This window comes from Blautia sp. TM10-2, from assembly GCF_003480845.1.
GTDB classification, from domain to species: Bacteria; Bacillota; Clostridia; order Lachnospirales; family Lachnospiraceae; genus Fusicatenibacter; species Fusicatenibacter saccharivorans.
Genome location: NZ_QUJZ01000009.1, coordinates 99,647 through 121,697, shown reverse-complemented (window position 1 = coordinate 121,697; position 22,051 = coordinate 99,647). Strand labels below are relative to the sequence as shown.

27 protein-coding genes and 1 pseudogene are annotated in these 22,051 nt (G+C 40.7%); 6 read left to right on the top strand and 22 right to left on the bottom strand.

The features are described from left to right. Window positions 1–52: 52 nt before the first annotated feature. The 6 genes and pseudogenes from DXD92_RS10690 to DXD92_RS19510 all read right to left on the bottom strand — a co-directional run bounded on the left by DXD92_RS10690 (window position 53) and on the right by DXD92_RS19510 (window position 2,124). Window positions 53–382 carry a DUF3784 domain-containing protein gene (locus DXD92_RS10690; protein ID WP_330415344.1) on the bottom strand — a complete coding sequence of 110 codons (330 nt, stop codon included), beginning with the start codon at window positions 380–382 and terminating at the stop codon, window positions 53–55. Window positions 383–436: 54 nt separating this feature from the next. Next, window positions 437–832 (bottom strand): DUF6483 family protein, encoded by a 396-nt coding sequence (locus tag DXD92_RS10685; RefSeq protein WP_117570147.1) that lies wholly within the window; start codon window positions 830–832, stop codon window positions 437–439. 46 nt (window positions 833–878) lie between these two features. Continuing rightward, window positions 879–1,067, bottom strand: a complete 189-nt coding sequence (locus tag DXD92_RS10680; protein ID WP_005342828.1) for a hypothetical protein — start codon at window positions 1,065–1,067, stop codon at window positions 879–881. A 27-nt stretch (window positions 1,068–1,094) separates the two neighbouring features. After that, on the bottom strand, window positions 1,095–1,430 hold the full coding sequence (locus DXD92_RS10675; RefSeq protein WP_023923463.1) for a DUF3784 domain-containing protein: 336 nt from the start codon (window positions 1,428–1,430) through the stop codon (window positions 1,095–1,097). Window positions 1,431–1,481: 51 nt separating this feature from the next. Continuing rightward, on the bottom strand, window positions 1,482–1,673 hold the full coding sequence (locus DXD92_RS10670) for a DUF6019 family protein (RefSeq protein ID WP_008373533.1): 192 nt from the start codon (window positions 1,671–1,673) through the stop codon (window positions 1,482–1,484). A 25-nt stretch (window positions 1,674–1,698) separates the two neighbouring features. Next, window positions 1,699–2,124 (bottom strand): annotated as a pseudogene (locus DXD92_RS19510) (GNAT family N-acetyltransferase). 382 nt (window positions 2,125–2,506) lie between these two features. Between DXD92_RS19510 and DXD92_RS10660 the strand changes: the two are divergent. From DXD92_RS10660 to DXD92_RS10635, 6 genes are read left to right on the top strand one after another with little or no spacing between them, the layout of a single operon-like run. Next, the gene (locus DXD92_RS10660; RefSeq protein WP_029471621.1) at window positions 2,507–2,893 is read left to right on the top strand and encodes a plasmid mobilization protein; all 387 of its coding nucleotides are present in this window, start codon (window positions 2,507–2,509) and stop codon (window positions 2,891–2,893) included. After that, on the top strand, window positions 2,871–4,424 hold the full coding sequence (locus DXD92_RS10655) for a relaxase/mobilization nuclease domain-containing protein (protein WP_029471620.1): 1,554 nt from the start codon (window positions 2,871–2,873) through the stop codon (window positions 4,422–4,424). The genes DXD92_RS10660 and DXD92_RS10655 overlap by 23 nt, the downstream gene beginning before the upstream one ends. Before the next feature lie 29 nt (window positions 4,425–4,453). Then, on the top strand, window positions 4,454–4,780 hold the full coding sequence (locus DXD92_RS10650; RefSeq protein ID WP_029471619.1) for a hypothetical protein: 327 nt from the start codon (window positions 4,454–4,456) through the stop codon (window positions 4,778–4,780). Continuing rightward, window positions 4,767–5,546, top strand: a complete 780-nt coding sequence (locus DXD92_RS10645) for an FAD-dependent thymidylate synthase (RefSeq protein ID WP_029471618.1) — start codon at window positions 4,767–4,769, stop codon at window positions 5,544–5,546. Before DXD92_RS10650 ends, DXD92_RS10645 begins: the two co-directional genes overlap by 14 nt. Further along, window positions 5,536–5,949 carry a dUTP diphosphatase gene (locus DXD92_RS10640; protein WP_029471617.1) on the top strand — a complete coding sequence of 138 codons (414 nt, stop codon included), beginning with the start codon at window positions 5,536–5,538 and terminating at the stop codon, window positions 5,947–5,949. Before DXD92_RS10645 ends, DXD92_RS10640 begins: the two co-directional genes overlap by 11 nt. Before the next feature lie 4 nt (window positions 5,950–5,953). Then, window positions 5,954–6,232 (top strand): helix-turn-helix domain-containing protein, encoded by a 279-nt coding sequence (locus DXD92_RS10635; RefSeq protein ID WP_029471616.1) that lies wholly within the window; start codon window positions 5,954–5,956, stop codon window positions 6,230–6,232. A 131-nt stretch (window positions 6,233–6,363) separates the two neighbouring features. On the opposite strand, the gene DXD92_RS10630 is transcribed toward DXD92_RS10635, so the two are convergent. From DXD92_RS10630 to DXD92_RS10555, 16 genes are all read right to left on the bottom strand, one after another. Beyond that, window positions 6,364–6,792 carry a hypothetical protein gene (locus DXD92_RS10630; RefSeq protein WP_029471615.1) on the bottom strand — a complete coding sequence of 143 codons (429 nt, stop codon included), beginning with the start codon at window positions 6,790–6,792 and terminating at the stop codon, window positions 6,364–6,366. A gap of 115 nt (window positions 6,793–6,907) precedes the next feature. Continuing rightward, a complete protein-coding gene (locus DXD92_RS10625; protein WP_029471614.1) occupies window positions 6,908–7,222 on the bottom strand; it encodes a helix-turn-helix domain-containing protein in 315 nt (104 codons plus the stop codon). A 224-nt stretch (window positions 7,223–7,446) separates the two neighbouring features. Then, complete coding sequence (locus DXD92_RS10620) at window positions 7,447–7,737, bottom strand: hypothetical protein (protein ID WP_029471613.1); 291 nt, start codon at window positions 7,735–7,737, stop codon at window positions 7,447–7,449. Window positions 7,738–7,740: 3 nt separating this feature from the next. Continuing rightward, window positions 7,741–8,625: a DUF4316 domain-containing protein gene (locus tag DXD92_RS10615; RefSeq protein WP_117788201.1), complete on the bottom strand. Its 885-nt coding sequence runs from the start codon at window positions 8,623–8,625 to the stop codon at window positions 7,741–7,743. Continuing rightward, the gene (locus tag DXD92_RS10610) at window positions 8,615–8,875 is read right to left on the bottom strand and encodes a transposon-transfer assisting family protein (protein ID WP_029471612.1); all 261 of its coding nucleotides are present in this window, start codon (window positions 8,873–8,875) and stop codon (window positions 8,615–8,617) included. The genes DXD92_RS10615 and DXD92_RS10610 overlap by 11 nt, the downstream gene beginning before the upstream one ends. Next, a complete protein-coding gene (locus DXD92_RS10605; protein ID WP_118640520.1) occupies window positions 8,872–10,893 on the bottom strand; it encodes a YodL domain-containing protein in 2,022 nt (673 codons plus the stop codon). The genes DXD92_RS10610 and DXD92_RS10605 overlap by 4 nt, the downstream gene beginning before the upstream one ends. An 82-nt stretch (window positions 10,894–10,975) precedes the next feature. After that, complete coding sequence (locus tag DXD92_RS10600) at window positions 10,976–12,025, bottom strand: DUF5688 family protein (protein ID WP_118640519.1); 1,050 nt, start codon at window positions 12,023–12,025, stop codon at window positions 10,976–10,978. Between the two features lie 28 nt (window positions 12,026–12,053). Next, on the bottom strand, window positions 12,054–14,165 hold the full coding sequence (locus DXD92_RS10595) for a DNA topoisomerase 3 (protein ID WP_029471610.1): 2,112 nt from the start codon (window positions 14,163–14,165) through the stop codon (window positions 12,054–12,056). Window positions 14,166–14,237: 72 nt separating this feature from the next. Beyond that, a complete protein-coding gene (locus DXD92_RS10590) occupies window positions 14,238–14,972 on the bottom strand; it encodes a CD1107 family mobile element protein (RefSeq protein WP_029471609.1) in 735 nt (244 codons plus the stop codon). Beyond that, window positions 14,947–15,255 (bottom strand): DUF4315 family protein, encoded by a 309-nt coding sequence (locus tag DXD92_RS10585; RefSeq protein WP_029471608.1) that lies wholly within the window; start codon window positions 15,253–15,255, stop codon window positions 14,947–14,949. The genes DXD92_RS10590 and DXD92_RS10585 overlap by 26 nt, the downstream gene beginning before the upstream one ends. Window positions 15,256–15,281: 26 nt before the next feature. After that, a complete protein-coding gene (locus DXD92_RS10580; RefSeq protein ID WP_118640518.1) occupies window positions 15,282–17,522 on the bottom strand; it encodes a C40 family peptidase in 2,241 nt (746 codons plus the stop codon). Between the two features lie 51 nt (window positions 17,523–17,573). After that, entirely contained in the window at window positions 17,574–18,032 is a 459-nt protein-coding gene (locus DXD92_RS10575) for a hypothetical protein (protein WP_003864573.1), read from the bottom strand. Next, window positions 18,016–20,523: a VirB4-like conjugal transfer ATPase, CD1110 family gene (locus DXD92_RS10570; RefSeq protein ID WP_243023835.1), complete on the bottom strand. Its 2,508-nt coding sequence runs from the start codon at window positions 20,521–20,523 to the stop codon at window positions 18,016–18,018. Before DXD92_RS10570 ends, DXD92_RS10575 begins: the two co-directional genes overlap by 17 nt. After that, complete coding sequence (locus DXD92_RS10565; RefSeq protein WP_118640517.1) at window positions 20,438–20,827, bottom strand: PrgI family protein; 390 nt, start codon at window positions 20,825–20,827, stop codon at window positions 20,438–20,440. Before DXD92_RS10565 ends, DXD92_RS10570 begins: the two co-directional genes overlap by 86 nt. Before the next feature lie 22 nt (window positions 20,828–20,849). Next, window positions 20,850–21,722, bottom strand: coding sequence for a VirB6/TrbL-like conjugal transfer protein, CD1112 family (locus DXD92_RS10560; protein ID WP_015514791.1), 873 nt, complete (start codon window positions 21,720–21,722; stop codon window positions 20,850–20,852). Between the two features lie 19 nt (window positions 21,723–21,741). Continuing rightward, window positions 21,742–21,957, bottom strand: coding sequence for a Maff2 family mobile element protein (locus DXD92_RS10555; RefSeq protein WP_005334815.1), 216 nt, complete (start codon window positions 21,955–21,957; stop codon window positions 21,742–21,744). Window positions 21,958–22,051: the final 94 nt, after the last annotated feature.

Here is a 22,051-nt window from a genome sequence, read left to right as displayed (position 1 = left end):
CCTTTATAAATTCCGATTTTTCGTTCTCAGCGACTTCCCAATAAATGGGAATTTAACGTTCTCTTTTATGCCTATCAATAAGCAACAAAACAAACATAATAAACCATATCCCCCATGCAATCAAACAACCAATTCCTAGATATTGGATATCTATGATTATTCCAATAATAAAAGGAACTGACATAAACATCATTCTTTTTCCATATGCCTTACACATAGCATTCTCATCGTATTTCTTTCGTTCATCCGCTGATTTCATATTATAACCCGACAAGAAATTAGCAGCTTTTCCTTCTGATTTATAAAACCACATTCCAAACAAAAACATAATCACTGCCATCATAAAGTCAAAAACAATATAGATCATATAATCATAGAACATATAATACAATTTCTCCTTTCAGCCAATCACTCTTATCTCTTTGAATTTTCTACATTACTCCTCATCTTTGACCAAACATAGCAAATCAGTATATCCTGACTGCATAAGTAATTGCTTAAAACCAGAAAGCACTTCTTCTTTTGTATAATTGTTATTTTTCAAAAACTCACTATCCTTCTCACTAAGGTATTGGTAGAAAAGAGCTGCTGCCATTACCTCATTTCTGTCTGTATAATCAATGCTATCTAAAAGTATATTCTCTGCTTCGTTAATTTTCCCAGAATCAATCATATCAAGAAAATCTTTCAAATTTTTCCCTGATACTTCATATTTATTTTCTTTTTCAAGTTCAACAGAAACATACTTTTTCCCAAACATTAAAGAAAATAATACTCTTACCATTTCTTTTATCATTCGCATAATATAGTCTTTTTCGTCTGTGAAATACATTTTTCACCTCCATAACTACCGATTTTCCAACAATACAAGCAGGAAATTATTTATCATCTGTATTGTTTTCCTTTTTCTTATGAGTCGAACCCAAGCAAAGAAATGAAGAACCAAGACATAACCATACTATAGCCATAGAACTTTCATTTCCACTCGTAAAGCCAATAGCTGACGCTATGAAAAACAGAACTGATGCAATGTAAAATAAGATTGATTTGTTTATCCCTTTTTTCATAAATAAGCATCTCCTGCAAACAATAATTTATTTTAATAAATATTTTTTAAACGCTTTATGATTATCAAAGTGGACTTCTCTAAAAAACAGAACTAACCAAATAATATAGGTTGGTATAGCCATATATGGGGTTAAAAGGCAGGATAATGTCGCTCCTGCTAACATTATAACAGTCCATATGAAGCACTGATTTCTTATATCACGAGAGATCTGAGCTTTATCATACATTGCTTGTTCTTCTTTAGAAAATGAATTAAATCCTGAAACAAATTTAGTTGCTTTTTCCTTAAAAATCGCAAATAACACACCTATAATTACAAATGGTATAACCAAAATTATACATGACCAAAATCCTATATTCATAATACATACCTCCTCTTAAAATACCAATTTCTCAGTTTCAAAAACTGGAAGTTATTGATCTTCTGAATCCAATCCAAGTTCTTTCAGCTCTTTTTCGTTTTGGATATCTTCAACAGTTTTCTTTCCAGTGATAGCACTGTAGGCTTCTTTGATGCCATTTTTCACTGCCCATTTGATAACGAAATACAGCGCAATCAAAATAACAATTGCGGTTCCTCCACTTATACCTAATTCATTCCACATAATTCAATCCTCCAAATTTCGATTTCTATTTTCGTTTCCATAGCATAGTGTACTCTTTTTCACCAGTAGCTTCATCCAAGCCTTCACATTGAATAATGAACGCTTCTCTTTGGTAAAAAGAAATTGCTCTGGCATTCTTCTGGTATACATTTAATCGTAAGCTAACTTTTTTATCCTTAACATAATCTAATAAAAGCTTACCTATGCCACATGACTGCATTTCATCGGAGACAAAAATACCTTCTATATATTTATCATTTAGTCCTACAAATCCTTGTATCATTTTATCTGCTTCAAACACTTAAACTTCGTATTGTGACATCATTTCTTTTACTAATTCATAATTACTTTTCCAGTATTGATTGGAAATAAAATAATGGGCTTTCAGATTTGTCTTTAACCATATGTCAGCAATTCTATCGATATCTCCGTTCAGCAACTTTCTAATCATAACAAATTTTCTCCACAACTACATCCTTTATGCTTTTCTCTTTTTTTCATTCTATCACAAGCTCACCATTAATCATCATTTTTTTGATATTTTTTCTTTTCCCCCACTGTAAAACAGGCTCTCAGCGTTTCGTTATATAGAGGGGTACACATACAGAGCAAGATCCACCCGTGTTTAACAGTATTGCCACTTGGCATCCTGTTCTCCTATGGGTTTTATCTTGATGGGGATCTCCCCATACCCTCTTCATAACAGACGTTTCACTTGTCTGTTGGTTTCACCTAAAGGTGTTCACAGCACTATTTCTAATATCGGAAGGGACAGCCGATATTGAAATACGTGGACTCCCAGTGGGCGGAATAGTAGCAACGGAAGGAGGAGTATGAGAACAAAAAACAAAGATAAAGAACTAAATCACAGACATTTTGTTGCAGTACGACTGACAGATGTCGAACTCAATTTGCTGGATCAAGGAGCTACTTGTTTTTCAATCTCACGATCTGAATATCTGAGAAAACTTCTGCTTGAGAAGCAAATCAATCATCAGATTAAAGTTGTTGCAGACATGAACGATCTCAGAAAACTGGTCAGTGAATATGGAAAGATTGGATCGAATCTCAATCAGATTGCCAAGCATTTTAACAGTGGTGGCAGTCAGTCACGTGCTATAGAAAATGAGATTCATCAGTGCATCACGGACTTATTCCTATTAAGAAAAGAGGTACTGAAACTGGCAGGTGGTATGAATGGCAATCGTAAAACACATTAAAAGCAGAAATGCAAATTACTCGGCTGCTATCAATTATCTTCTGTTTGAACATGATGAAAAAACCGGGAAAAAGATTGTAGATGAATCCGGACGAAGCATCCTGCGAAAAGAGTTTTATATGGATGGACTGAACTGTGATCCGATGTCTTTTGACAAGGAATGCGAACTGACAAATGCTCATTTTCACAAAAATAAGAAACGTGAAGATATCAAAAGTCACCACTACATTATCAGCTACGATCCAGCCGATGTTACAGAAAATGGACTTACCGGCGAGAGAGCACAAGCAATCAGTTTGGAACTTGCAAAGCAGATGTTTCCTGGATATCAGGCACTGGTAGTTACTCACACCGATGGCCACAATGAATCCGGAAATATCCATACTCACATCGTCATCAACAGTGTGAGGAAGACTGCAGTGGAAAGGCAGCCTTATATGGATAAACCACATGAAGAAGTTGCCGGATACAAGCATCGTTCCACGGATAAATTCATGAACACTTTTAAGAAAACTGTCATGGATCGTTGCCTACAGGAAGGACTTCACCAGATAGATCTTCTTGCTCCGGCTGAAAGAAAAATCACTCAGAAAGAGTATATGGCACAGAAACACGGCCAGCAAACAATAGATGAGATCAATCGGAAAATTATCGAAGATGGTCTCAAACCAACATCCACCGTATTCCTTACGCAGAAAGAATATTTGCGACAAGCGATTGATGAATGTGCTGTCACTTCCAGTAATTTTGATGAATTCCAATCTAAACTTCTGGAACTATTTCAGATCTCTGTGATTGAGCATCGTGGCAGATACAGCTATCTTCATCCTGATCGACAGAAGCGGATTTCTGAACGTGCACTTGGAACACGATATGGAAAAGAACACCTGGAACAGACCTTCTTACGCAAGGATCCATTGGCCATTCTCTACGTCAGATCTCACCTGTGCCTGGTTGTAAATCTCCAGACAAATGTGAAAGCAATGCAGAGCCCGGCTTATGCTCATCGGGTAAAACTTTCTAATCTGCAGCAAATGGCAAATACCATTATCTATGTGCAGGAACATGGATTTGATACGCAGTCAGATTTGAAAAACACACTGCTTGCATCAAAGCAGGAATTGAAAGAAATGCAGACACAGTTTGCTCAGCATCGGTCCAATCTAAGGACTCTCAATGATCAGATCCGCTACACCGGACAGTACTATGCAAACAAGGAAGTTTATTCCCAATTTTCAAATGCAAAGTACAAAGGAAAGTACCGGAAAGAACATGCGAAAGAAATTCAGAAATATGAAGAAGCCAGAGATTGGCTGAGATCCTTTTATCAGGATGGAAAGATGACAAGCCTAAAAACCCTGACTTTACAAAAAGAAAAACTGCAACAGCAGATAGCTTCCGAAGAAGAAGCAATAAGCAGCTTGAAAGAAAAATTAAAAGATCTGGACACTGCCGATCAGAATGTTGATGCCATTCTTCAGATGCAGATTCCAGAACCAGTGAAATCAAAAACCAAAGATCTCGAACGATAACTATTACAAAACAAAGGAGGAACTATCACATGACACAAGAAGAATTTAATGTTGTATTTGAACTTCAGATGAGAAAGTGTGCCGATATTCTGGCACATAAAAAGAAAGAATATACCGGTGATAATATTGACCGCCTCAGTGCATTCAAGATTGCTGCCGCTTTACAGAACTGTGATCCAAAAGCAGCACTGGCCGGCATGATGTCGAAACATGTCGTATCCCTTTACGATATGTGTTATTCCACTCTGTTACATTTTGACATGGAACAGTGGGATGAAAAAATCACAGACTGCATCAATTATCTGATCCTTTTAAAAGCTCTGGTAAAGGAGGAACAGGCCTATGGATCACATTGAAACAGCTATCTTAAACTGCTATGGAATCCGGGAAGCAGAACAAAATATGGTCTTTGCTGCCAGGCTCACACAACACGGTCATACGATTCAGAGCATGGCAGATCTGATGGACCTTTACCATCAATCCTACAGTCAGAAGACCGTAGAAAACATTGCGGGGCTTCCACATCCAACCGTACAGAAATTCATGGTCATTACCGTGGCTGTTGTTGGTGCAAGCAGACGCTTCCTGGCACAGATCACAAGGCATCAGAACGAAGTAAAGTACATGAGTGCATCTCTGCAGTACAGCAATTATTCCGGTCACGCTGCATTTGCTATTCCATATGGGATCATGAAAGCAGATAAAGAAATCCAGGATATTTACAAAAAAAGCTGTCAGTCAGATCTGGACCACTATACAGAACTCTGTGCCTTAGGCATTGATCATGATTCAGCCGGATATGCCACACCTCAGGGACTTCGAAACGTACTGATCATCAGTGCAACGCCTTACCAGTGGAAGCATATGATCGGTCAGAGAACCTGCAGAAGAAATACGGATGAAACAAGGATTGTGATGCTACAGATCTGGCAGAGATTGTACAAATTAAGCCCGATTCTTTTTGCACCGGATCTGACCGGTCCATTCTGTCAGAGAGGAAGCTGTATGGAAAAACAGATGTCCTGCCAGAATCCTATTTCAAAACTTTGGATACCGTCAGATATCTTAAAAGCAGATTATCCATTGCTCATCAGAAGGGAGGTGAGCAGCCATAAAGATTAAACTGATTGACTTTGGTCTGAAAGCAGATCATTATCCCTTCCGGCCACATGAAAATGATGCCGGTGCTGATGTATTCATGCCTTATGATTGCGTATTAAAACCAGGTGAGGTTGCAAGAATTCCACTTGGATTTGGTCTCATCATCCCCGATGGATTTGCCGGATATGTCTTTCCACGAAGCAGCATGGCAGCAAAAGGACTGGTATGCGAACTTCCACCGATCGACTCCGGTTACCGTGGTGAGATCCATGCCATTATCAGCAACGTAAGCACATCTTCTCAGACCATTCATAAAGACACACGCGTCGGTCAGCTGGTGATTACACCAGTCGTGATCGCAGATTTTGTCCTGGACCTTGGTAATGAACGAGGAACCGGGGCTTTTGGAAGTACAGGAGAATAATACTATGATTACATTTGGAAGAAAATTAAAACACTTAAGACAGAAAAATCATCTCACCCAGAAAGAACTCGGCATGGCTGTTGGATTTCCAGAAAGCTGTGCTGATGTCCGGATTTCTCAGTATGAAAGCGATGTCCGAACACCGAAAGAGGATCTTATGAAACTCTTCGCATCAAAACTCGGTGTTCCGGTTGAACTCTTTACCGTACCGGTACTCTCAGAACCCAGGGAGTATGAGGCAGCGGAGTATTGGAGGTATGAGTTAGGGGCAGAACTAGATTAAGTGTCATAATACTGAAATGAGGCAACGGCTTTTCCGCTGCCTCTCTCTTATCATTTTTTGGGGTAATAATTGAAAATATCCTGCGTTGAGCAATCCTCTTTTTCTGCGCTTTATCTGCATATCTATATATTTCATTTTATTTCTGTTCCATCGATAAAAAGCACATATTTATCTAGATTATGAACAATATCATAATCTTTTCCATATTCAATCGGTCTAAATTCTATCTGCATAATGGATTTTCCATTTTCGATATCTTCTTTCCAAGAATATACGGTCATATCAAGGCTGGTTGCATATCCATGATCTGTAGAAAATTTTATTGAATGAAATGAATTCTCTTTGTACATTTTTAAAAGCAGTCTTGCAAATGCTTCTTTATCAGAAATATTTTTTCTGTTAGCAACTACTGTAAGATTTTCATCTCTATTCATAGAAAAACTGCCAACTACATCTGGCTCACCTTCTTTATACTTTAATAAGCTTTTTCCAATTATCATTCCAACAATAATCGAAAAAACGATAGCAACAAATACAAGTGTTATATTATTTTTCTTCATTTTATTAAGTTCCTCAGAATTATATATAAGTCTTTAGAACTACTATATCATATTTTCACGTTAAACCAAATAAAAAAGAAGAGCAATAAGCCCTTCCATCTTCTTATTCATGTATTTATTCCACCAATGCCCTCACCGCATTGATAATTCTCTGTTGCTTTTCTTTAGGTAGTTTCTCTATCATTTCAGATAATTCATTCGTAACGCCAGTAACCGAATGTGTCACAACATCAATCAATAGTGTATCTGCTGAAACATCTAATGCATTTGCAATCGCAATAAAGGTATCAAGTTTTGTTACTTTCAGTCCTCTCTCTATAACACTTACATGAGTTGGACTTAAGCTTACCAGTGCTGCCAATTCTTCTTGTGTAAGATTCTTAGCTTCCCTTGCAGCTTTTATTCTCTGACCAACCGCCTTTAAATCCATTGTGACACCTCCTTTAGAACGATAATTCGGTCTAAAACTAGTATAACGATTGATCTTTAAAACATACAGAATCTACAGATTGTTAACTTGTTCTTTAGAACTATTTTAAATTAAAAAGGCCCAAAAGGGCACTTTCCCTTTTGAGCCTATACACTTTATCAACTAACGTATTTTGCTTTCATTTTTCCTCATGGTCATGAGGCTTTTTTCTCTTAAATCGCATTCTATGAATCCTTTGATTGTTCTTTCTGTTCTTCAATAATTCGTTCGGTTGCTTTATGAATCCTATCCTTGGAATAGGGTGGTCTTAAATTCAATGATAACCGTCCCTTTCTGATCATATACGTTTCACTGCCATCTTCCGAAGCTCCTTTCAACCAGCAATCATCCGGACACTTCTCAGCAAAGGATCTCAACCGTTTCTGCAAGCTCTGATTGAAGGTATACACATCATAGAATCCGTCATCTTCATTGGTCAGAATAATCGTTTCTTTTTCACACTTTAACCTTCGCATATTCTACCCCCGCTTTCTTTCCATTTCCTGATCCAGGTACTTTGGTATCGGCTTTCCGGACCGACGAGCAATAGCAATCTGTTTCTGATGCAGTCGTTTAATCACGGATCTTCGTTTCTTAGGTTTGCCATCCTGTTGATTTCTGGGAGTCTGTTTGTTGCTGCGGGCATTAGAGATCTTTTCTGGATTCTTCTTCTGATTATTTACCAGACCGTCCACCATATCATAATTGGCTTCGGTACCGGATTCTCTGCTTCGTTCATAAGTGCCGTTCTGGTAGAACTTCTGGTAATGTTCCAGACGGATTTTACCATCTTGTTTTAACTGTTCGACTGAATTTAGCGGTGCCTGCTGTTGAATGTAATTATGGATCTTTTGTTTTGTTTTTTCGTCGAATTTCTTACATTCTTCGACAACCATTTTTCCATAGGCATCCAGGATAACACCTTGAGCCTGATCCCGGTATACTTGATGCTCCATCAGATAAAACTGTTTCCCGTTGATGATGATGGTGTCTGTTGCAATCCAGTTCCCTTTTTTTCCGTCAATTTGATAATTCTCAGTCTCCATAGTGATCAGTGCGCCCGATGTATTGATACGAATGAATCCGGCCAGATACTGTGGATAGTTCTCATCTACATAGTAGCAGTTGATTTCTCCATCCCTGTTCAGTACAAGTACGTCACTGACTTCGCATTGCTTTTTCATTCGTTTCCAGATGTCAGCGACTTTTTCTTCTTCCTGCATTTCATGAATCGAGATTACTCGGTAATTTTCGACAGTAATCGACACATTCTGCTGTCTTGCTTCTTGATATGGCAGATGCCACAGTGCTTTTCCTGCTGTCTGCTGATCTACTCGGTAGACTGCAAATTGATTAAGCTTCATAGGCATCGTCCTCCAAGTTATTCAGATAATAATTCAGATCCAGAGAATAGTAGTATTTGTCTTCGATCTGCTGTAATTTTCCAACTGTAGAATTGATGATCTCAATTATTTCATCATTCTCAGAATCACTTTCTTCCTGTTCCAAAACTTCCAAAGCTTCTTTCAGTGTTTGGATTGTTTCTTCCTTTGTGTGCTGCTGGAAGATAGCAGTAATAGTCAGTTCGTTTTCTTCCAGGTTTACATTTCTCATAGGCTCATTTCCCCCCTTTTCTTTTTCGGTATTGGTTTCATCTGTATATTCAGCTCCTTCTCGTTTTTTTCTTCGCTTATATTTTTTTCGTTATCCACTTTCTTATTGGATTCCAGAGGATTTTCCACATTTGGATGTCTTTCTTCCAAGTATTTTTCCACACGACTGATTGCATTTTGCACATAAGAATTTTCTCTAAATCCAGGAATCGAATTCAAAAATTCTTTCTGTATTTTTCCTTCAATCATCAGACTCTGCATTCCTTCATAATCACTTCCGTCTTTCAGATCAAAGCCAACACATTTCAGTCCATGCATACGTTCTGATGGGATTTTCTCATAAGCTTCCAAGGCTTCTGGTAATGTCAGGTCATAATGTACTTCACCCATTACAGGAAATTCAGCACATTCAGCCGCATAAAAGCTGATACATGTAAGATCATTTTCATAATCCACATTTTCTATTTCCGGGACAATATCGAGTATTTTTTCTCTTTGTGCTGCAAAGTCTGGAAGTTCTGCAAATCCAAATCGATCCACGTAATATGCCTGCATATCCCCACCACGGTTTGTAATGATAACATCACTGACCGACATAGAATGTGCTTTATAATCTGCCGGTGGATTATCGTTGAACATAGCGTACAAATCATCCAGCTTTTCATTTTCATGTAATCTGCCAGAATAGACACATTTATAATTGTCCGCATCGATTGTAATGCCATCTTCTTTGACCATTGTCATATTCATAAATAAATGTTGTTTTCCCGGTGTGCCTTCATCCACATGGTAAATCGCATAGCGGTCACCATTCCCTCTGAACATTTCTTCCTCTAGGGTATAATCAAACTTAAATGGATACAAAGCCCGATCAACTCTTTCCGAAATATCCGTTCCTTCTGCAATCGTATCTTCCAGCCAATCTTTGATATCTTCCCATGATTCAAACTGCAAATACCCAGCAATTTCATGTGTCCCATCCGGTGCCAGTACAATATGTCCCGGTTTGCTTTCCCGATAATCATAGCGGTATCCGGCTGCTTCCAGTGCATCTACCAGAATGCCGTATTTTTCATGTAATTCTGTTTTTTGTTTTTCTTCAAGAATGATTTCCAGTTCTTCTGTAAGCTGATCGATCATTTCACCGGCTGTCTTGCGGATCACATCCATAGATGCTTTCATTTCCTTCATTTCCCGGCTGCTGCTCCAACCTGCAATATAAGGAAAACTGTAATCCGATGTATCCAAACCAAAGGAAGAACACACACAGTAAGCAACGGATTCTGCTTCAACCTCTTTTGTCAGACGGTCTTTTTCTACACCCAGGCTTTCCATGATTTCCTTGTCATGCAGTTTAGCATGGGCTGTTTCATGAATAGTAGTCTTTAAGGTCTGACTTTCACTGAGCCCTTTTTTGATCACGATTTCCTTGTCTGCATTGTGATAATATCCATTGGCATTGCCATCGATCTCATCGAATCGAATCGGCACTGGGGATATTTTCTGAATAGCCTGCATGAAAGAATCAAAATCCTGTACAGCTGCAGTCAGTAATTCCGGTGCTAGTGTCTGGATTGGTTCCCCGGATGTCTGAGCAATATCAAAGACGGTAACTGCTTTAAAATGTGGAACTGTAACTTCCACTTTTTCAGTCTTAGGTTTTCCATCAGTTCCCATGATTGGTCGCTGATTTTCATCCAGAACCTCTTTTTCCTTCATTTTCTTATATGGTGCCGGTGCAATGATTGTAATTCCTTTTTCCCCTTTCATGACCTGTCTACCCATGGACTGCCAGTTTTTGTAACTGGTAACAAGTGTGGCATCCGGTCGTTGCATGGCGATCAGCATTGTATTATTAAAGGAATAATTGTGAAACTTTGCCATGGTTTTAAGAAATTCCTGATAGCGGTTACTTGTAAAAAGTTCTTCCACACCGGATTCCAGTGACTGCATAATGCTGTCCATATCTTTTCCCTGGACCGGCAGTGGAATAGTAGTAGTTTTTTTTGGTTCTGTCATAATACTCCTTTCCAAAAACGCCCTACGACATTGTGCTTATGCCGCAGGGCTTTTTATTAGTTGATGAGATGATTATTTTTTATTAGAGTTCCATATCGTGCTTCTTTGTTTTCGGTTTCTGATCCGGCTGTTCTTTTCCAACTTTCTCTGTTTTTGCAACCTGCGCTTCTTTTTCTTTCTGACGTTCTGTGAACCTGTCTGCCTTTTCAAAGACGTGATCCTTTGTGTCAAAGTGATATACATCATTGGTAAGGCGTTCTGCTGGTGCTACCTGAGTGGCATTAACTTCTTTTACCATATCTCTTAACATTTCCGCATCCACTTGACCGTCATCCGGCAAGATCAGCATTTGATGGATGGATGATGGCAAAATGAAGAAATCATTTCCCAGAAGTTCCCCCATGTTATCCATGAATTCCGGATAAAAGATCACACCGGCTCCATCAATTCTTTCTGTATTCGTAACAACAAAGAATGTCGGCATCTCGCTTGACTCCTGCAATGTTTCTAGCAGCATTTCACGTTCATCTGGTGTCAGCATGAGAATATTTTTCTGATATATTTCATCTATCAGTACACCTATACTTAATACCTCTGGGACCATGACACGCGGTGAACTTTTCATAGCGTCTTCATGAATCTGCTCCTGTGTCACTCCATATTCCTTCATCATTTCATTTGTAATCAGCATGGAACTTAATCCATCCTGATTCTTGCCTACTGCCACATGATAGGTAATTGCAAGATCTTCCTTTAACTGGTGTGGCACAATTTCGAGGACTTCCTTATTTGCTTCGGCTGATGACACACGGATAAACAGCTTGTCCTTCACATCTTCATAGTTTAAAATAGCTTTCAGATCAACCTGTATCGGTGCCTCAATAACTATATCTGCAATCTTTCTGCATACAGTTTCCATTGTTACGCCAGGCTGTGCTTTATATGCTTCATACAGCCGGTTAAGATTGATCGTCGGGGTAAGCATCTCACCTTCTTTTCTCACCATCAGTCCCGTATAGGCACGGTTCAGTTTATGACACTCCATCGTTGATACCTCTGCATTCTCATAATCCCTTGGTAAAAAGAGTTTGATATTGTCCTTTACTTCATTTACAAATTCATTAAAATTCATTCTTCGTTTTCTCCTCTAATCTGTTTTCTTATTTCTTTTTGCTTTTGTTTTTTGGTTTCTTTTGTGGAAAGGATAAAGAGAAATTCACCCTTCCGGTTTCATCTGCATCCATATGAAGATCTGCCTCAAAGTACATATTTTTCTTTCTGGAATACAGGTCTTTTACATGCACACTTCCGTTTTTCAGAAGTTCTGCAGCCATCTTTTTATCCATGGTTTTTTCCATGCTCTGCAGATAGCGGTTATCTTTCCAGAGAGCAAAGTGGCAATCGTGGTTGCTGCAATAGAAGTTGGTCTTGCTTTCGTATACCAGGCTGCCGCATACCGGACAGGTTCCAATGCTTTCTCTGGTCTGAAATCTTCTTGTTTCTTCTTCGGAGATCGCATCACATCCATTCAGCATCATGGTGAGCATATTTTTGATCCCAGTCATAAACTGTTCCGGTGCAATTTCTCCATGCTCCATCAAGAGCAGCTGATTTTCCCATTCTGCAGTCATACTTGCAGATTTCAGGAAGTCTGGAAGAATCTCAACAAGGACTTTTCCATCATCTGTTGGAATGATCTGTTTTCCTTTTCGGGTGGCATACTGGGAATAGATCAGTTTTTCGATGATACCGGCTCTTGTTGCCGGAGTTCCTAATCCTTTCTTTTCTGTATCTTCATCGAATTCCTTATTCCCAGCAGTTTCCATTGCCGCAAGGAGCGTATCTTCACTGTATGGTTTTGGCGGTGATGTGAAATGTTCTGTCTTTTCTGCAGCTACAGCATAGAAAGTCTGTCCTTTGGTTACTTTCGGAATCCTCTCTTTCATTTCTTGATCTGGATCTGCTATTGCCATGCGGTCCTTATTTTTGAAGCAGTTTTCAAAGATTTTCCATCCATCCTGCAGGACAGTTTTTCCTTTTGTCTTGAAGACTTCTCCCTGGCATTCCACTTCAATCTCTGTTTCCTGGTAAATGTGATCTTTACTCATTGCCATGACCGTATGGACTGCGATCAGAAACAGAATCTTTTCTTCCCAGGATTTCAGTTCATCCATATGGCAGGATGTAAGTTCCATCGTTGGGATGATTGCATGGTGATCTGTCACTTTGCTGTTATTCATGACTTTCTTCACATCTGGCTGTTCCGGCTGATCGAAAGGACCTGTCAGCTGATATTTCTCATAAATCTGACGTACCACATTTCTTGCGGTCTGCTCCATATCTTCGGTCAGATACTGACTGTCCGTTCTTGGATAAGTGATCAGCTTCTTTTCGTACAGGCTCTGGGCGGTATCTAATGTCTGTTTGGCTGTCATTCCATAGATACGGTTTGCTTCTCTCTGCAGTGTGGTCAGATCATAAAGCTTTGGGGCTTTTACTTTCTTTTCGGCTTCTTTTACAGCAGTGACAATAGCTTCACTTCCCTGGCATCTGCTTCTTAACTGTTCCGCCTCATCCGGATCAAAGATCTTTGACTTTACTGCCGGAATTCCGTCACAATCCAGTTCCACATTGAAATACTTTTCTTTTTGGAAATTGCTGATCTGTCCGGCACGTTCCACCAACATGGCAAGTGTCGGTGTCTGAACCCTTCCAACGGTCAGCTTTTTGAAGTACTTTGTGGTGTAAGCTCTGGTTGCATTCATTCCTACCAGCCAGTCAGCCTGAGAACGGCATACAGCAGCTTCGGCCAGATGTCGGTATTCCTCTGCGGATCTCAGATGCTGCATTCCATCAAAGATTGCTGAATCTTCCAGAGAACTGATCCATAATCGTTTCACCGGCTTTTTACTTCCGGATAAGTCATAGACATGTTTGAAGATTAATTCTCCTTCACGTCCGGCATCACAGGCATTTACGACGTATTCAATTTCCGGACTGTTGAGCAGTCTTTTTAAGATATAGAACTGATCTTTCTTATCTTCTGAGACTGTAACTTTCCAGTCTTTCGGGATGATCGGGAGATCTTCATATCTCCACTGGTTAAATTTCTCATCGTAAGCATCCGGTGAAACATACTCGACCAGATGTCCGAAACACCAGCTGACCATACAGTCGGTTCCTCTTAAATATCCGTCTTCTCGTTCCTGTGCTCCAATCACTTCTGCGATTGCTCTTGATACACTTGGTTTTTCTGCAATTACTAAATACATGATGTATTACCTCCTTCATATAACGAAACGGAGAGAGCATGTTTTACAGCCCCCTCCGCTAAAAAAGTTTATTTATTTTTCATTTTCTTCAAAATCTTCGTCTTCAGACTCTTCCTCATCCGGAACTTCTTCCAGTCCACCTGTTTCCAAACCTTCCGGCTGATCATCCTCATCTTCCTCTTTTTTAGGTTTATAGATCTTGAAGTAGTAGTAAGCTGCCACACCGCCGAGAGCCAAAATCAGGATTGTTGCCATTGCACCCATATTGGTTTTTGCAGATGCTGTTTTCTCCGGATCAATGGTAGCTTCCTTGTCTATATCCTCATTATTTGTTTCATCCAGCACTACCTTTGATTTATCTGGCTGTGGTGTTACGACAGTAGCAGTGCTGTCTTTATCCAGAAATTCGGACAGATCATTCTCATCAATCTGGGATAACATATAGACATTCTGTGATGTGGCACTACGGTCGATCACGATATAGAAAGTGTTGTTATTCTTCGTTGTAACCGTAAGAAATTCCTTTGTGGAATCATCGGTAATGTCATCCTTGACTTCACCATTGCCAGGTGTCGTAAATGCAGTTCCCTTGTCTGTTCCATCTTCCGGCAGCACCTCGTTTGTGTTTGTCGCCTCGTCCTTTTTCTCTTCTTTGTCTGTTGACTGTTCCGTCTGAATTGTCTCTACTTTGGATGCCTCTGCCGATTCATCCACATAGGCAAATGCTGTGGTTGATGCTGTAAAAAGCATCATGACTCCCAACAGCAGTCCTGCCATTTTCTTATTCATTTTCTTCCATTTCACCATTCTGATATTCCTCCTTATTTTCTTCTGTGAATACAAAGGAGCCTGAACCTTCATCGTCAGACTCCCTGCTTACCTGAAATTTAACTGTTCCATTCTGGATGCCATCCAAAAGATCATATAACTGATCATTATCCATCTTCATACCACGGATGCACCTGATCATCTCATTGTCCTCTTCCTGCTTTAATGCAGCCTGGACACCCCTAAGATATTGCTGCAGATCCGCGATCTTTTTCTCTGTCTTGACAATCTCATCCAGATATTTTTTAATCTTTTTATTCAAACTTTCACCTCCCTTCGTTCACCCCTTTATGGCAGTCTTCCAAAGCACATGAAATGTTGCTGCCAGTAGGATGTGCTGATATTTGAGTAATGGATCGGATCCCCGCAATGGATCATCATATTGTTACCGACATAGATACCCACATGGCTTGCACCGGATGTGTTATACGTTCCCTGGAAGAAGATCAGATCTCCTGGTTTTGCTTCTTGCGGTGATACATAAGTACATACGCCTCTTAATCCATCTGCGGTCAATCGTCCATAGTTCCAGCCATTACCACAGTGGTTAATGACATAAGATACGAATCCTGAGCAGTCAAATCCGGACGGAGAGTAACCACCCCATACATAAGGTACTCCCAGATATTTTTCCGCTTCTCGGATCATCCGGGCAAATTCTTCATCCTGCAGTGCTTCCGGTGGAATCTCATAGCTCATTCCATTACCGCCTGATCCACTGGTCACATTGTTTACATCCCACAGATAATTTCTGTTTCCATAGGTCGTATTTAACGCATTGTAAATAATCAGCTGTTCTGCATTCAGATTGGCTCTTGCCACAGCATCAAAGCTTCCATTTGTCAGTGTCACATATAGAATCTTCTTGGTGCTTGTACTGGTAACGGTTACTTCCTGACTGCCATTGTCATCTGCGATATAGGCTTCCCAGGTCTGATGTCCATGAGCAGAAGCGGCAGCATGGTTATCATAGTAAACGTCAAACTGCACACCATATCGTGCAAAGGCTCCGGTATCCTCAACCGTGTATTCCACACCATTCATTACTACCTTAGTTCCGATCGGCACAAATGGATTGGATGCATCTACAGCAATGGTATGGTTTGCAGTAGGATATGCCCCACTGGCAGTTGGACCTCCGGACCATACGCCACAACAGATTCGACAGTTACAATATCCGCTGGTCACTACCTGTCCTAATGATTCTCCGACTCGAACATTTCTGGTTTCTGTCACTGTTTCTGTTCGACCTTCTGTATTCAGATGATATTGTGCTTCAAAAAGAGCTTGCAGTTCATTTTCAACATCTGAGTACGTCCAGTCCCCATATTTTGCGGTAAGATACGAGATAAGATGGTATGGATTATGACCAATCTCAGCAATGTTGTACTGATACTCGTCATAATTTGGATGTCTTCGTTCCATCTCATTGATCTGCTGATTCAAGGCACTTTCCAAAGCAGCATATCTGTTTTCGGCAGCATAAATATCCTCGTCTGAACTTGGATACGTTGTAATACCGATCACAGATCCAGCACCCTCGATAGAAGCACTGCAGCTCCCCAGAGATACCGCTATGACAAGAAAAAGAAGCGCAAAAATACCGATGCCTGCGAACATGGCACGATTACGCTTTATGATCTCTTTCAAGGCAATCTTTGCTTTTACCGTCATGTTCTCGACACCGGCAATGGTTGTTGCTCCACCCAGACTGCCAGCGGATTTTCCGGCTCTGGCTGCTCGGTAAGCATCCTTATATCGTTTTTTCTGGAAGAAGCGGTTATAGAAATGTCTCTTTTGTTCGGCTTTCTTTACCGTTTCTGCATTCTTGACTCCTTCCATACTTTCTGCAGAACCAAATTTCAGTTTCTTTTCTACGGTAGCCTCACGATAACCTCTGCGATGGGTTTTCACATCCGTTCGTTTGCTTCGGATCTGAGCATGACGCAGACCACGTAACGCAGCTTCTGTTTCACGCTCTACAAGCCTGGCACTTTCCACACCTGCATTTTCATCTGTTTCTTCCTCTTCGGAAGTGACTGCTTTCATGCCAGATATAACAGCTTGTGTGGCAATGTACTTCCCGGCTGTCCCTCCCGGTTTCATGCCAGCACCTTTCACCATCTGATTTCCTTCATCATCAAAGGATAATCTTCCGGCTTTTGCCTGTTCTTTGGTCATCTGTTTTTGCAGCTGTTTCTTCCGAATGGATTTCTTTTGGCTGTTCAGATTATTATCATCCGGGATTTTTTCATAACGATGCAGTTTCTTTCGATATCCGGATACTTTTTCTTCCGGTGTAACTTCAACTGTATCCTCAACAGCTTCCTGCCGGACAGAAGATTTACGGATTTTCTCCATCTGCAGTCGTTTTCCTTTTCCTGATTTTGAATCTTCATTCTCAGCCTTTTTCCGTTCCCGTTCAGGAACAAATTCTTCCTTATTTTCCGGTCGTCCTCGACTCCTGTGACTGATATCTTTTACACTACCATCACGAAGATTTTCTTCTGTCAGACCATCCCTGGTCATCTTTGCGACCTTTTTATCTTTGCCTTTAAATTCTTTTCCAGCTATAGGTCATCACCTCCTGGCACAACTTTTCTTTCTGTACTCATTCAGTTCCTGGCGTCCTATAATCGGGATACCAGGATAACCATCTGCCTGTGTCCTGATTGCTGGAGAGCTCGCCTGGATATGAAATACCCAGTTCAATTCACTCGGATCTCTCGGCCAGAAACCATTGATCAGCATAGCCTCCTTGAACTGATTGTTGTGCAGATGGATCTGGGTACGTTTATACAAAACTTCTTTCAGATCATCACTGGTAAGATGCGGATAGATTTTCTGTGCCGGATAAAAATTCCAGAATACCCAGTCAAGGATAATGTTCTGTGTTTCCAGCGGAAGTTCATACAGATGATGATCATCATTGACTGTATGAACACGGTATCCAGGCTGTGCATTTTCCAGATTTTTCATCTGAATGTAAGGATTATCCTGGTTCCACTGCCTGATTCGGATCTTATCGATTTCCTTCATGCTTTTCCGCCTCCATTTCTTTCTCTCGTTTTTCAACTTCTTCCGGTTTTGTAGTCATCAAACTGTACAGCTTCAAGTTCTTATCGAACTTGTCTTTAAATGGAATAATTGTTGTTCCATAGAAAAGAAGTCCTTCTCCTTCCCCGGAATTCGTCACATAAGACAACTGATATGGGGAAATATTCAGCTGTTTTGCAAGGATCTGTCTGTCACCTGCAGCCTGGTTCAGCATCAGGATAAAATCACTGTTCTCAAAGATATTTTCAATTTCCCTGCTGGCAAGAAGATCTTTGATATTCTGTGTGATTCCAGTCGGTACGCCTCCCCATTTTCTGAATCTCTTCCAGATTTCTACGGAATAAGCTGCTGTCTGTTCTTCTTTGAGCAGAAGATGAAACTCATCGATATAGTACCTGGTAGATTTGATGCCACGGTTGATCGTAACTCTGTTCCATACCTGATCCTGAACGATGAGCATTCCAATCTTTTTCAGCTGCTTTCCAAGTTCTTTGATATCAAAGCAGACAATACGGTTATTCAATTCCACATTGGTTCTATGGTTAAATACTTTCAGTGATCCATTTACATAGATTTCCAACGCTGTTGCAATTCTCTGGGCCTGCGGTTCTTTCTGCTTTCTAAGACAGTCATACAGGTCACCGAGAACCGGCATATTTTCCGGTTTTGGATCTGCAAAGTACTTCTGATACACCAGTGGAAGACAGCGGTCGATCACTGATTTTTCCTCTGCTTCAATTCCATCCCTGCTTCCCATGATCAGCTCGCATAAAGACAGGACAAAATCGGATTTCACTCCAAGTGGATTGTCATCATCGGAATAATCCATATTGATATCCATCGGATTGATATAATCCTTACTGGTCGGTGAAATGTGTACGACCTGTCCGCCAAGTGCATGGACCAGTGGATAATACTCACCCTCCGGATCTCCGATGATAATGTCATCCTTCGTGACAAAGAAAGCGTTGGTGATTTCTCTTTTTGCAGCAAAGGATTTACCGGATCCAGGTGTACCAAGGATTAGTCCATTCGGGTTTTTCAGCTTTTTACGATCCACCATAATCATGTTGTTGCTGAGTGCATTTAATCCGTAATACAGGGATTCTCCTGCCATAAAAAGTTCCTGAGTGGTAAACGGTACGAAGATAGCAGTGCTGGTCGTGGTCAGTGCACGTTTGATGGGGATATGATTGACTCCCAGCGGAACACTGCTCATCAGTCCTTCTTCCTGCTGATAGTCCAGACGTTTCAGTACACAGTTGTATTTCTGTGCAATTCCGGCAGTCTGGAAGATGGCATTGTCCAGTGCCTGTTTGGTCTTTGCTGTATTTAAAAAGAGCGCTGTTACAAGGAACATACGCTCATTTCGTGACTGCAGGTCTTCTAACAGACGCTTAGCTTCTCCGCCATACGTGTTCAGATCCGATGGAATGATATCCATATCGTATCCGGCCCGGACTGCTTTTTTCTGTTCTTCGATTTTCATACGGTTGATATCCGTCACTTTGCTTTTTACCAGCTTGATTGCCTTCATCTGATCCACAGACTGGACATGCAGGTTGACGATCAGGTTCTTATCGATATCCAGAAATTCTGCCAGCATCTTATCCGTAAGCTCCGGTGCCAGGATCTGCAGATAAGAGACAGCCCCGATAGTATTTCCCATCTGGAACGTATTTCTGTCTCGGAATACAAAACTGGTCGGTGCCACATAATCCTTTGTATTGAGTCCTGTCCGGATCATGGAACCATAATCAAACTGGAAGTCTGTCATGATATCCGGATTGAAAGTCTCATACAGTATCTGCAGACGTTCCACGCCATTCAGCGGATATGCCGGAACTCCAAGGATCTTGAAGTTGTTCAGGATATCTGATTCAATACGTTCCAGCTTTGGCTTTGCTTCCCGGATATTATCCGCTTCGATGGAAAAGGTGATATATTTTGACTTCACCAGACCGTTGTTTCCTTTTGCCAGCTGCTGTTTCAACATCTTTGCGTATTCCATACGGACATCATCAAAAGCATCCTCCTGTGGTCGGATCCGGATGACCTGTTCAAATTCTTTCATGCTGCTTTTATGATTGATAAAGCTCAGCTGAAAATGGATACTGGCATCAAAGTAATTGAGGAAATCGCACCAGTTTTCAAAGATCGCATTTTTGTCCTCGTTCTGAGCCAGCTGGTAGTTGATGTCATAAAAGCGGATACACTTAGAATACGTTTTTCCCTGTACCCTGCAGATTCCATCCTTTCCCATTTCCTTATAAGCGATCGACTGCTGAACGGACAGTTTTTTCTGCCTGCGTTTCTCTTCCTGCTTTTCTTTTTTCTTTTTCTCTTTTCTGTCTACTTTTTTGTACCCGGTATCTGCGACAGTTTTCTTATTTTTCTTTTTTCGCAACCGTTTTTCCTCCTTTCGGTTTTCCTGTATCCGGAGACTGCTTGATCTGTTCCGGATCTGTTTCATAATAGTTTTCAGTTTCATATTTTCTGACGGGTGGACGAAGAAACTTCACCCGGATCATATGCATCAGAACATCTTCCAGATGCATCCCGTCTTTTTCGTACATGGCAAATAAAAATGCCGGTAACATCAAAAGCACCATGACCGTTGCTGCATTACTGTTTCCCATCACATTGCGCAAGAAGAAATAGCTTGGAATTCCCATTGCAGCACCTATACCAATACAGATCAGCTGTCTTTTGGTCAGGTTAAATGCTACTTTATTCTTTACCTTTGTTAAATCTTTCGGTACGCTGACATATGCCATGATTTTCACTCCTTCCTGTAATTTAGTGTGCGTTAAATATCGACTTACTTAAGGATGCCGTCTTAAAGAGGCTGTAACATAAGATCACTGTGTAAGCCATAACGCCAAATAATGAAGAACTCAGATTATCTGAATACTGGATACCTGCAACAAGCACTGCATAGATTGCAACGCATACCATCATCAGAAATGCCTGGAAAGCCAGGGCAAAGAGTCCTCTGAAATAATTCGTGCCGATCTGTCCCCATTCTCTGTTACTCATAGTTGCGAATGGAATCGGCGCAACTGAGGTATATAGGTAAATCTCTATCATACGTCCATACATGATCACTGTGATCAGTACAGACAGGATTCTCATACAGAAGCCGGCGATAAGGGTTTCCAGCGCCAATACAACAAGTTCTCCGATTTCCATACTTTCCAGTGTTGCGGAAAGATCCGTCAATGCCGAAGAAATATCAATGGCGGTACTTCCTGTGATAACACCGGCCGCAGAATTAACTACGTGCTGGCCCACATCGAATACCGCCATTGTGATCGTAAATGTGTTACTCACCAGATATACAGCAATCCACATTTTTACGAAGTACTTGAAAAACATCCAGGTATCAATATCATGCATGTTGTTGCGCTCGGTCAGCATAGAAATCAATTCGTAGCAGAGTACGAGTGTGATAATAATACCTGCGATCGGCATGATCACGGAATCCGATAAGTTCCGGATCATACTGAATATGCTGCCGTTCCACCCTTGCGGGGTCTGTCCAACCTGGGTAGCGATCTCACCGGTCTTTTGATTAACATCAGTAAACATCGTGTCCAGGTTGGAAGTGATCATCCCGGTTAAGAGTTCCCTCATCCATTCCTCAATCGCATCAAAAATCTGACTGAACATGGATCTCTACTCCTTTCTCTTAACCAAATAATCCACTCAGAAGCGGAATCAGCTGTGTTCCGATCAGGATAACACCACCACCGCTCATCAGCTGCTTAATTCCCTGGGATTTTGCACCCGGGTTGTCGTTTCCATAACCTTCCATCAGGTTGATTACGCCCCAGACACCAAGACCGGCACCGATTGCAACGACCAGTGTCTGAAGGATATTGATTGCACTGCTAAAAAAAGCCATAATCATGTGTGAACAAACGCTTTTTCTTATGGTCTGTAAGCGTTTGGCTCTACTCCTTTCCCTTTTATTCAGACCTTTTTTGTACCCTTACCTG

What these genes read in the sequence shown, in the direction of transcription:
- DXD92_RS10690 (WP_330415344.1), bottom strand. Translation starts at nt 382, where the DNA reads ATGTTCTATGATTATATGATCTATATTGTTTTTGACTTTATGATGGCA.
- DXD92_RS10685 (WP_117570147.1), bottom strand. Translation starts at nt 832, where the DNA reads ATGTATTTCACAGACGAAAAAGACTATATTATGCGAATGATAAAAGAA.
- DXD92_RS10680 (WP_005342828.1), bottom strand. Translation starts at nt 1,067, where the DNA reads ATGAAAAAAGGGATAAACAAATCAATCTTATTTTACATTGCATCAGTT.
- DXD92_RS10675 (WP_023923463.1), bottom strand. Translation starts at nt 1,430, where the DNA reads ATGAATATAGGATTTTGGTCATGTATAATTTTGGTTATACCATTTGTA.
- DXD92_RS10670 (WP_008373533.1), bottom strand. Translation starts at nt 1,673, where the DNA reads ATGTGGAATGAATTAGGTATAAGTGGAGGAACCGCAATTGTTATTTTG.
- DXD92_RS10660 (WP_029471621.1), top strand. Translation starts at nt 2,507, where the DNA reads ATGAGAACAAAAAACAAAGATAAAGAACTAAATCACAGACATTTTGTT.
- DXD92_RS10655 (WP_029471620.1), top strand. Translation starts at nt 2,871, where the DNA reads ATGGCAATCGTAAAACACATTAAAAGCAGAAATGCAAATTACTCGGCT.
- DXD92_RS10650 (WP_029471619.1), top strand. Translation starts at nt 4,454, where the DNA reads ATGACACAAGAAGAATTTAATGTTGTATTTGAACTTCAGATGAGAAAG.
- DXD92_RS10645 (WP_029471618.1), top strand. Translation starts at nt 4,767, where the DNA reads ATGGATCACATTGAAACAGCTATCTTAAACTGCTATGGAATCCGGGAA.
- DXD92_RS10635 (WP_029471616.1), top strand. Translation starts at nt 5,954, where the DNA reads ATGATTACATTTGGAAGAAAATTAAAACACTTAAGACAGAAAAATCAT.
- DXD92_RS10630 (WP_029471615.1), bottom strand. Translation starts at nt 6,792, where the DNA reads ATGAAGAAAAATAATATAACACTTGTATTTGTTGCTATCGTTTTTTCG.
- DXD92_RS10625 (WP_029471614.1), bottom strand. Translation starts at nt 7,222, where the DNA reads ATGGATTTAAAGGCGGTTGGTCAGAGAATAAAAGCTGCAAGGGAAGCT.
- DXD92_RS10620 (WP_029471613.1), bottom strand. Translation starts at nt 7,737, where the DNA reads ATGCGAAGGTTAAAGTGTGAAAAAGAAACGATTATTCTGACCAATGAA.
- DXD92_RS10615 (WP_117788201.1), bottom strand. Translation starts at nt 8,625, where the DNA reads ATGAAGCTTAATCAATTTGCAGTCTACCGAGTAGATCAGCAGACAGCA.
- DXD92_RS10610 (WP_029471612.1), bottom strand. Translation starts at nt 8,875, where the DNA reads ATGAGAAATGTAAACCTGGAAGAAAACGAACTGACTATTACTGCTATC.
- DXD92_RS10605 (WP_118640520.1), bottom strand. Translation starts at nt 10,893, where the DNA reads ATGACAGAACCAAAAAAAACTACTACTATTCCACTGCCGGTCCAGGGA.
- DXD92_RS10600 (WP_118640519.1), bottom strand. Translation starts at nt 12,025, where the DNA reads ATGAATTTTAATGAATTTGTAAATGAAGTAAAGGACAATATCAAACTC.
- DXD92_RS10595 (WP_029471610.1), bottom strand. Translation starts at nt 14,165, where the DNA reads ATGTATTTAGTAATTGCAGAAAAACCAAGTGTATCAAGAGCAATCGCA.
- DXD92_RS10590 (WP_029471609.1), bottom strand. Translation starts at nt 14,972, where the DNA reads ATGGTGAAATGGAAGAAAATGAATAAGAAAATGGCAGGACTGCTGTTG.
- DXD92_RS10580 (WP_118640518.1), bottom strand. Translation starts at nt 17,522, where the DNA reads ATGACCAGGGATGGTCTGACAGAAGAAAATCTTCGTGATGGTAGTGTA.
- DXD92_RS10575 (WP_003864573.1), bottom strand. Translation starts at nt 18,032, where the DNA reads ATGAAGGAAATCGATAAGATCCGAATCAGGCAGTGGAACCAGGATAAT.
- DXD92_RS10570 (WP_243023835.1), bottom strand. Translation starts at nt 20,523, where the DNA reads ATGAAACAGATCCGGAACAGATCAAGCAGTCTCCGGATACAGGAAAAC.
- DXD92_RS10565 (WP_118640517.1), bottom strand. Translation starts at nt 20,827, where the DNA reads ATGGCATATGTCAGCGTACCGAAAGATTTAACAAAGGTAAAGAATAAA.
- DXD92_RS10560 (WP_015514791.1), bottom strand. Translation starts at nt 21,722, where the DNA reads ATGTTCAGTCAGATTTTTGATGCGATTGAGGAATGGATGAGGGAACTC.
- DXD92_RS10555 (WP_005334815.1), bottom strand. Translation starts at nt 21,957, where the DNA reads ATGGCTTTTTTTAGCAGTGCAATCAATATCCTTCAGACACTGGTCGTT.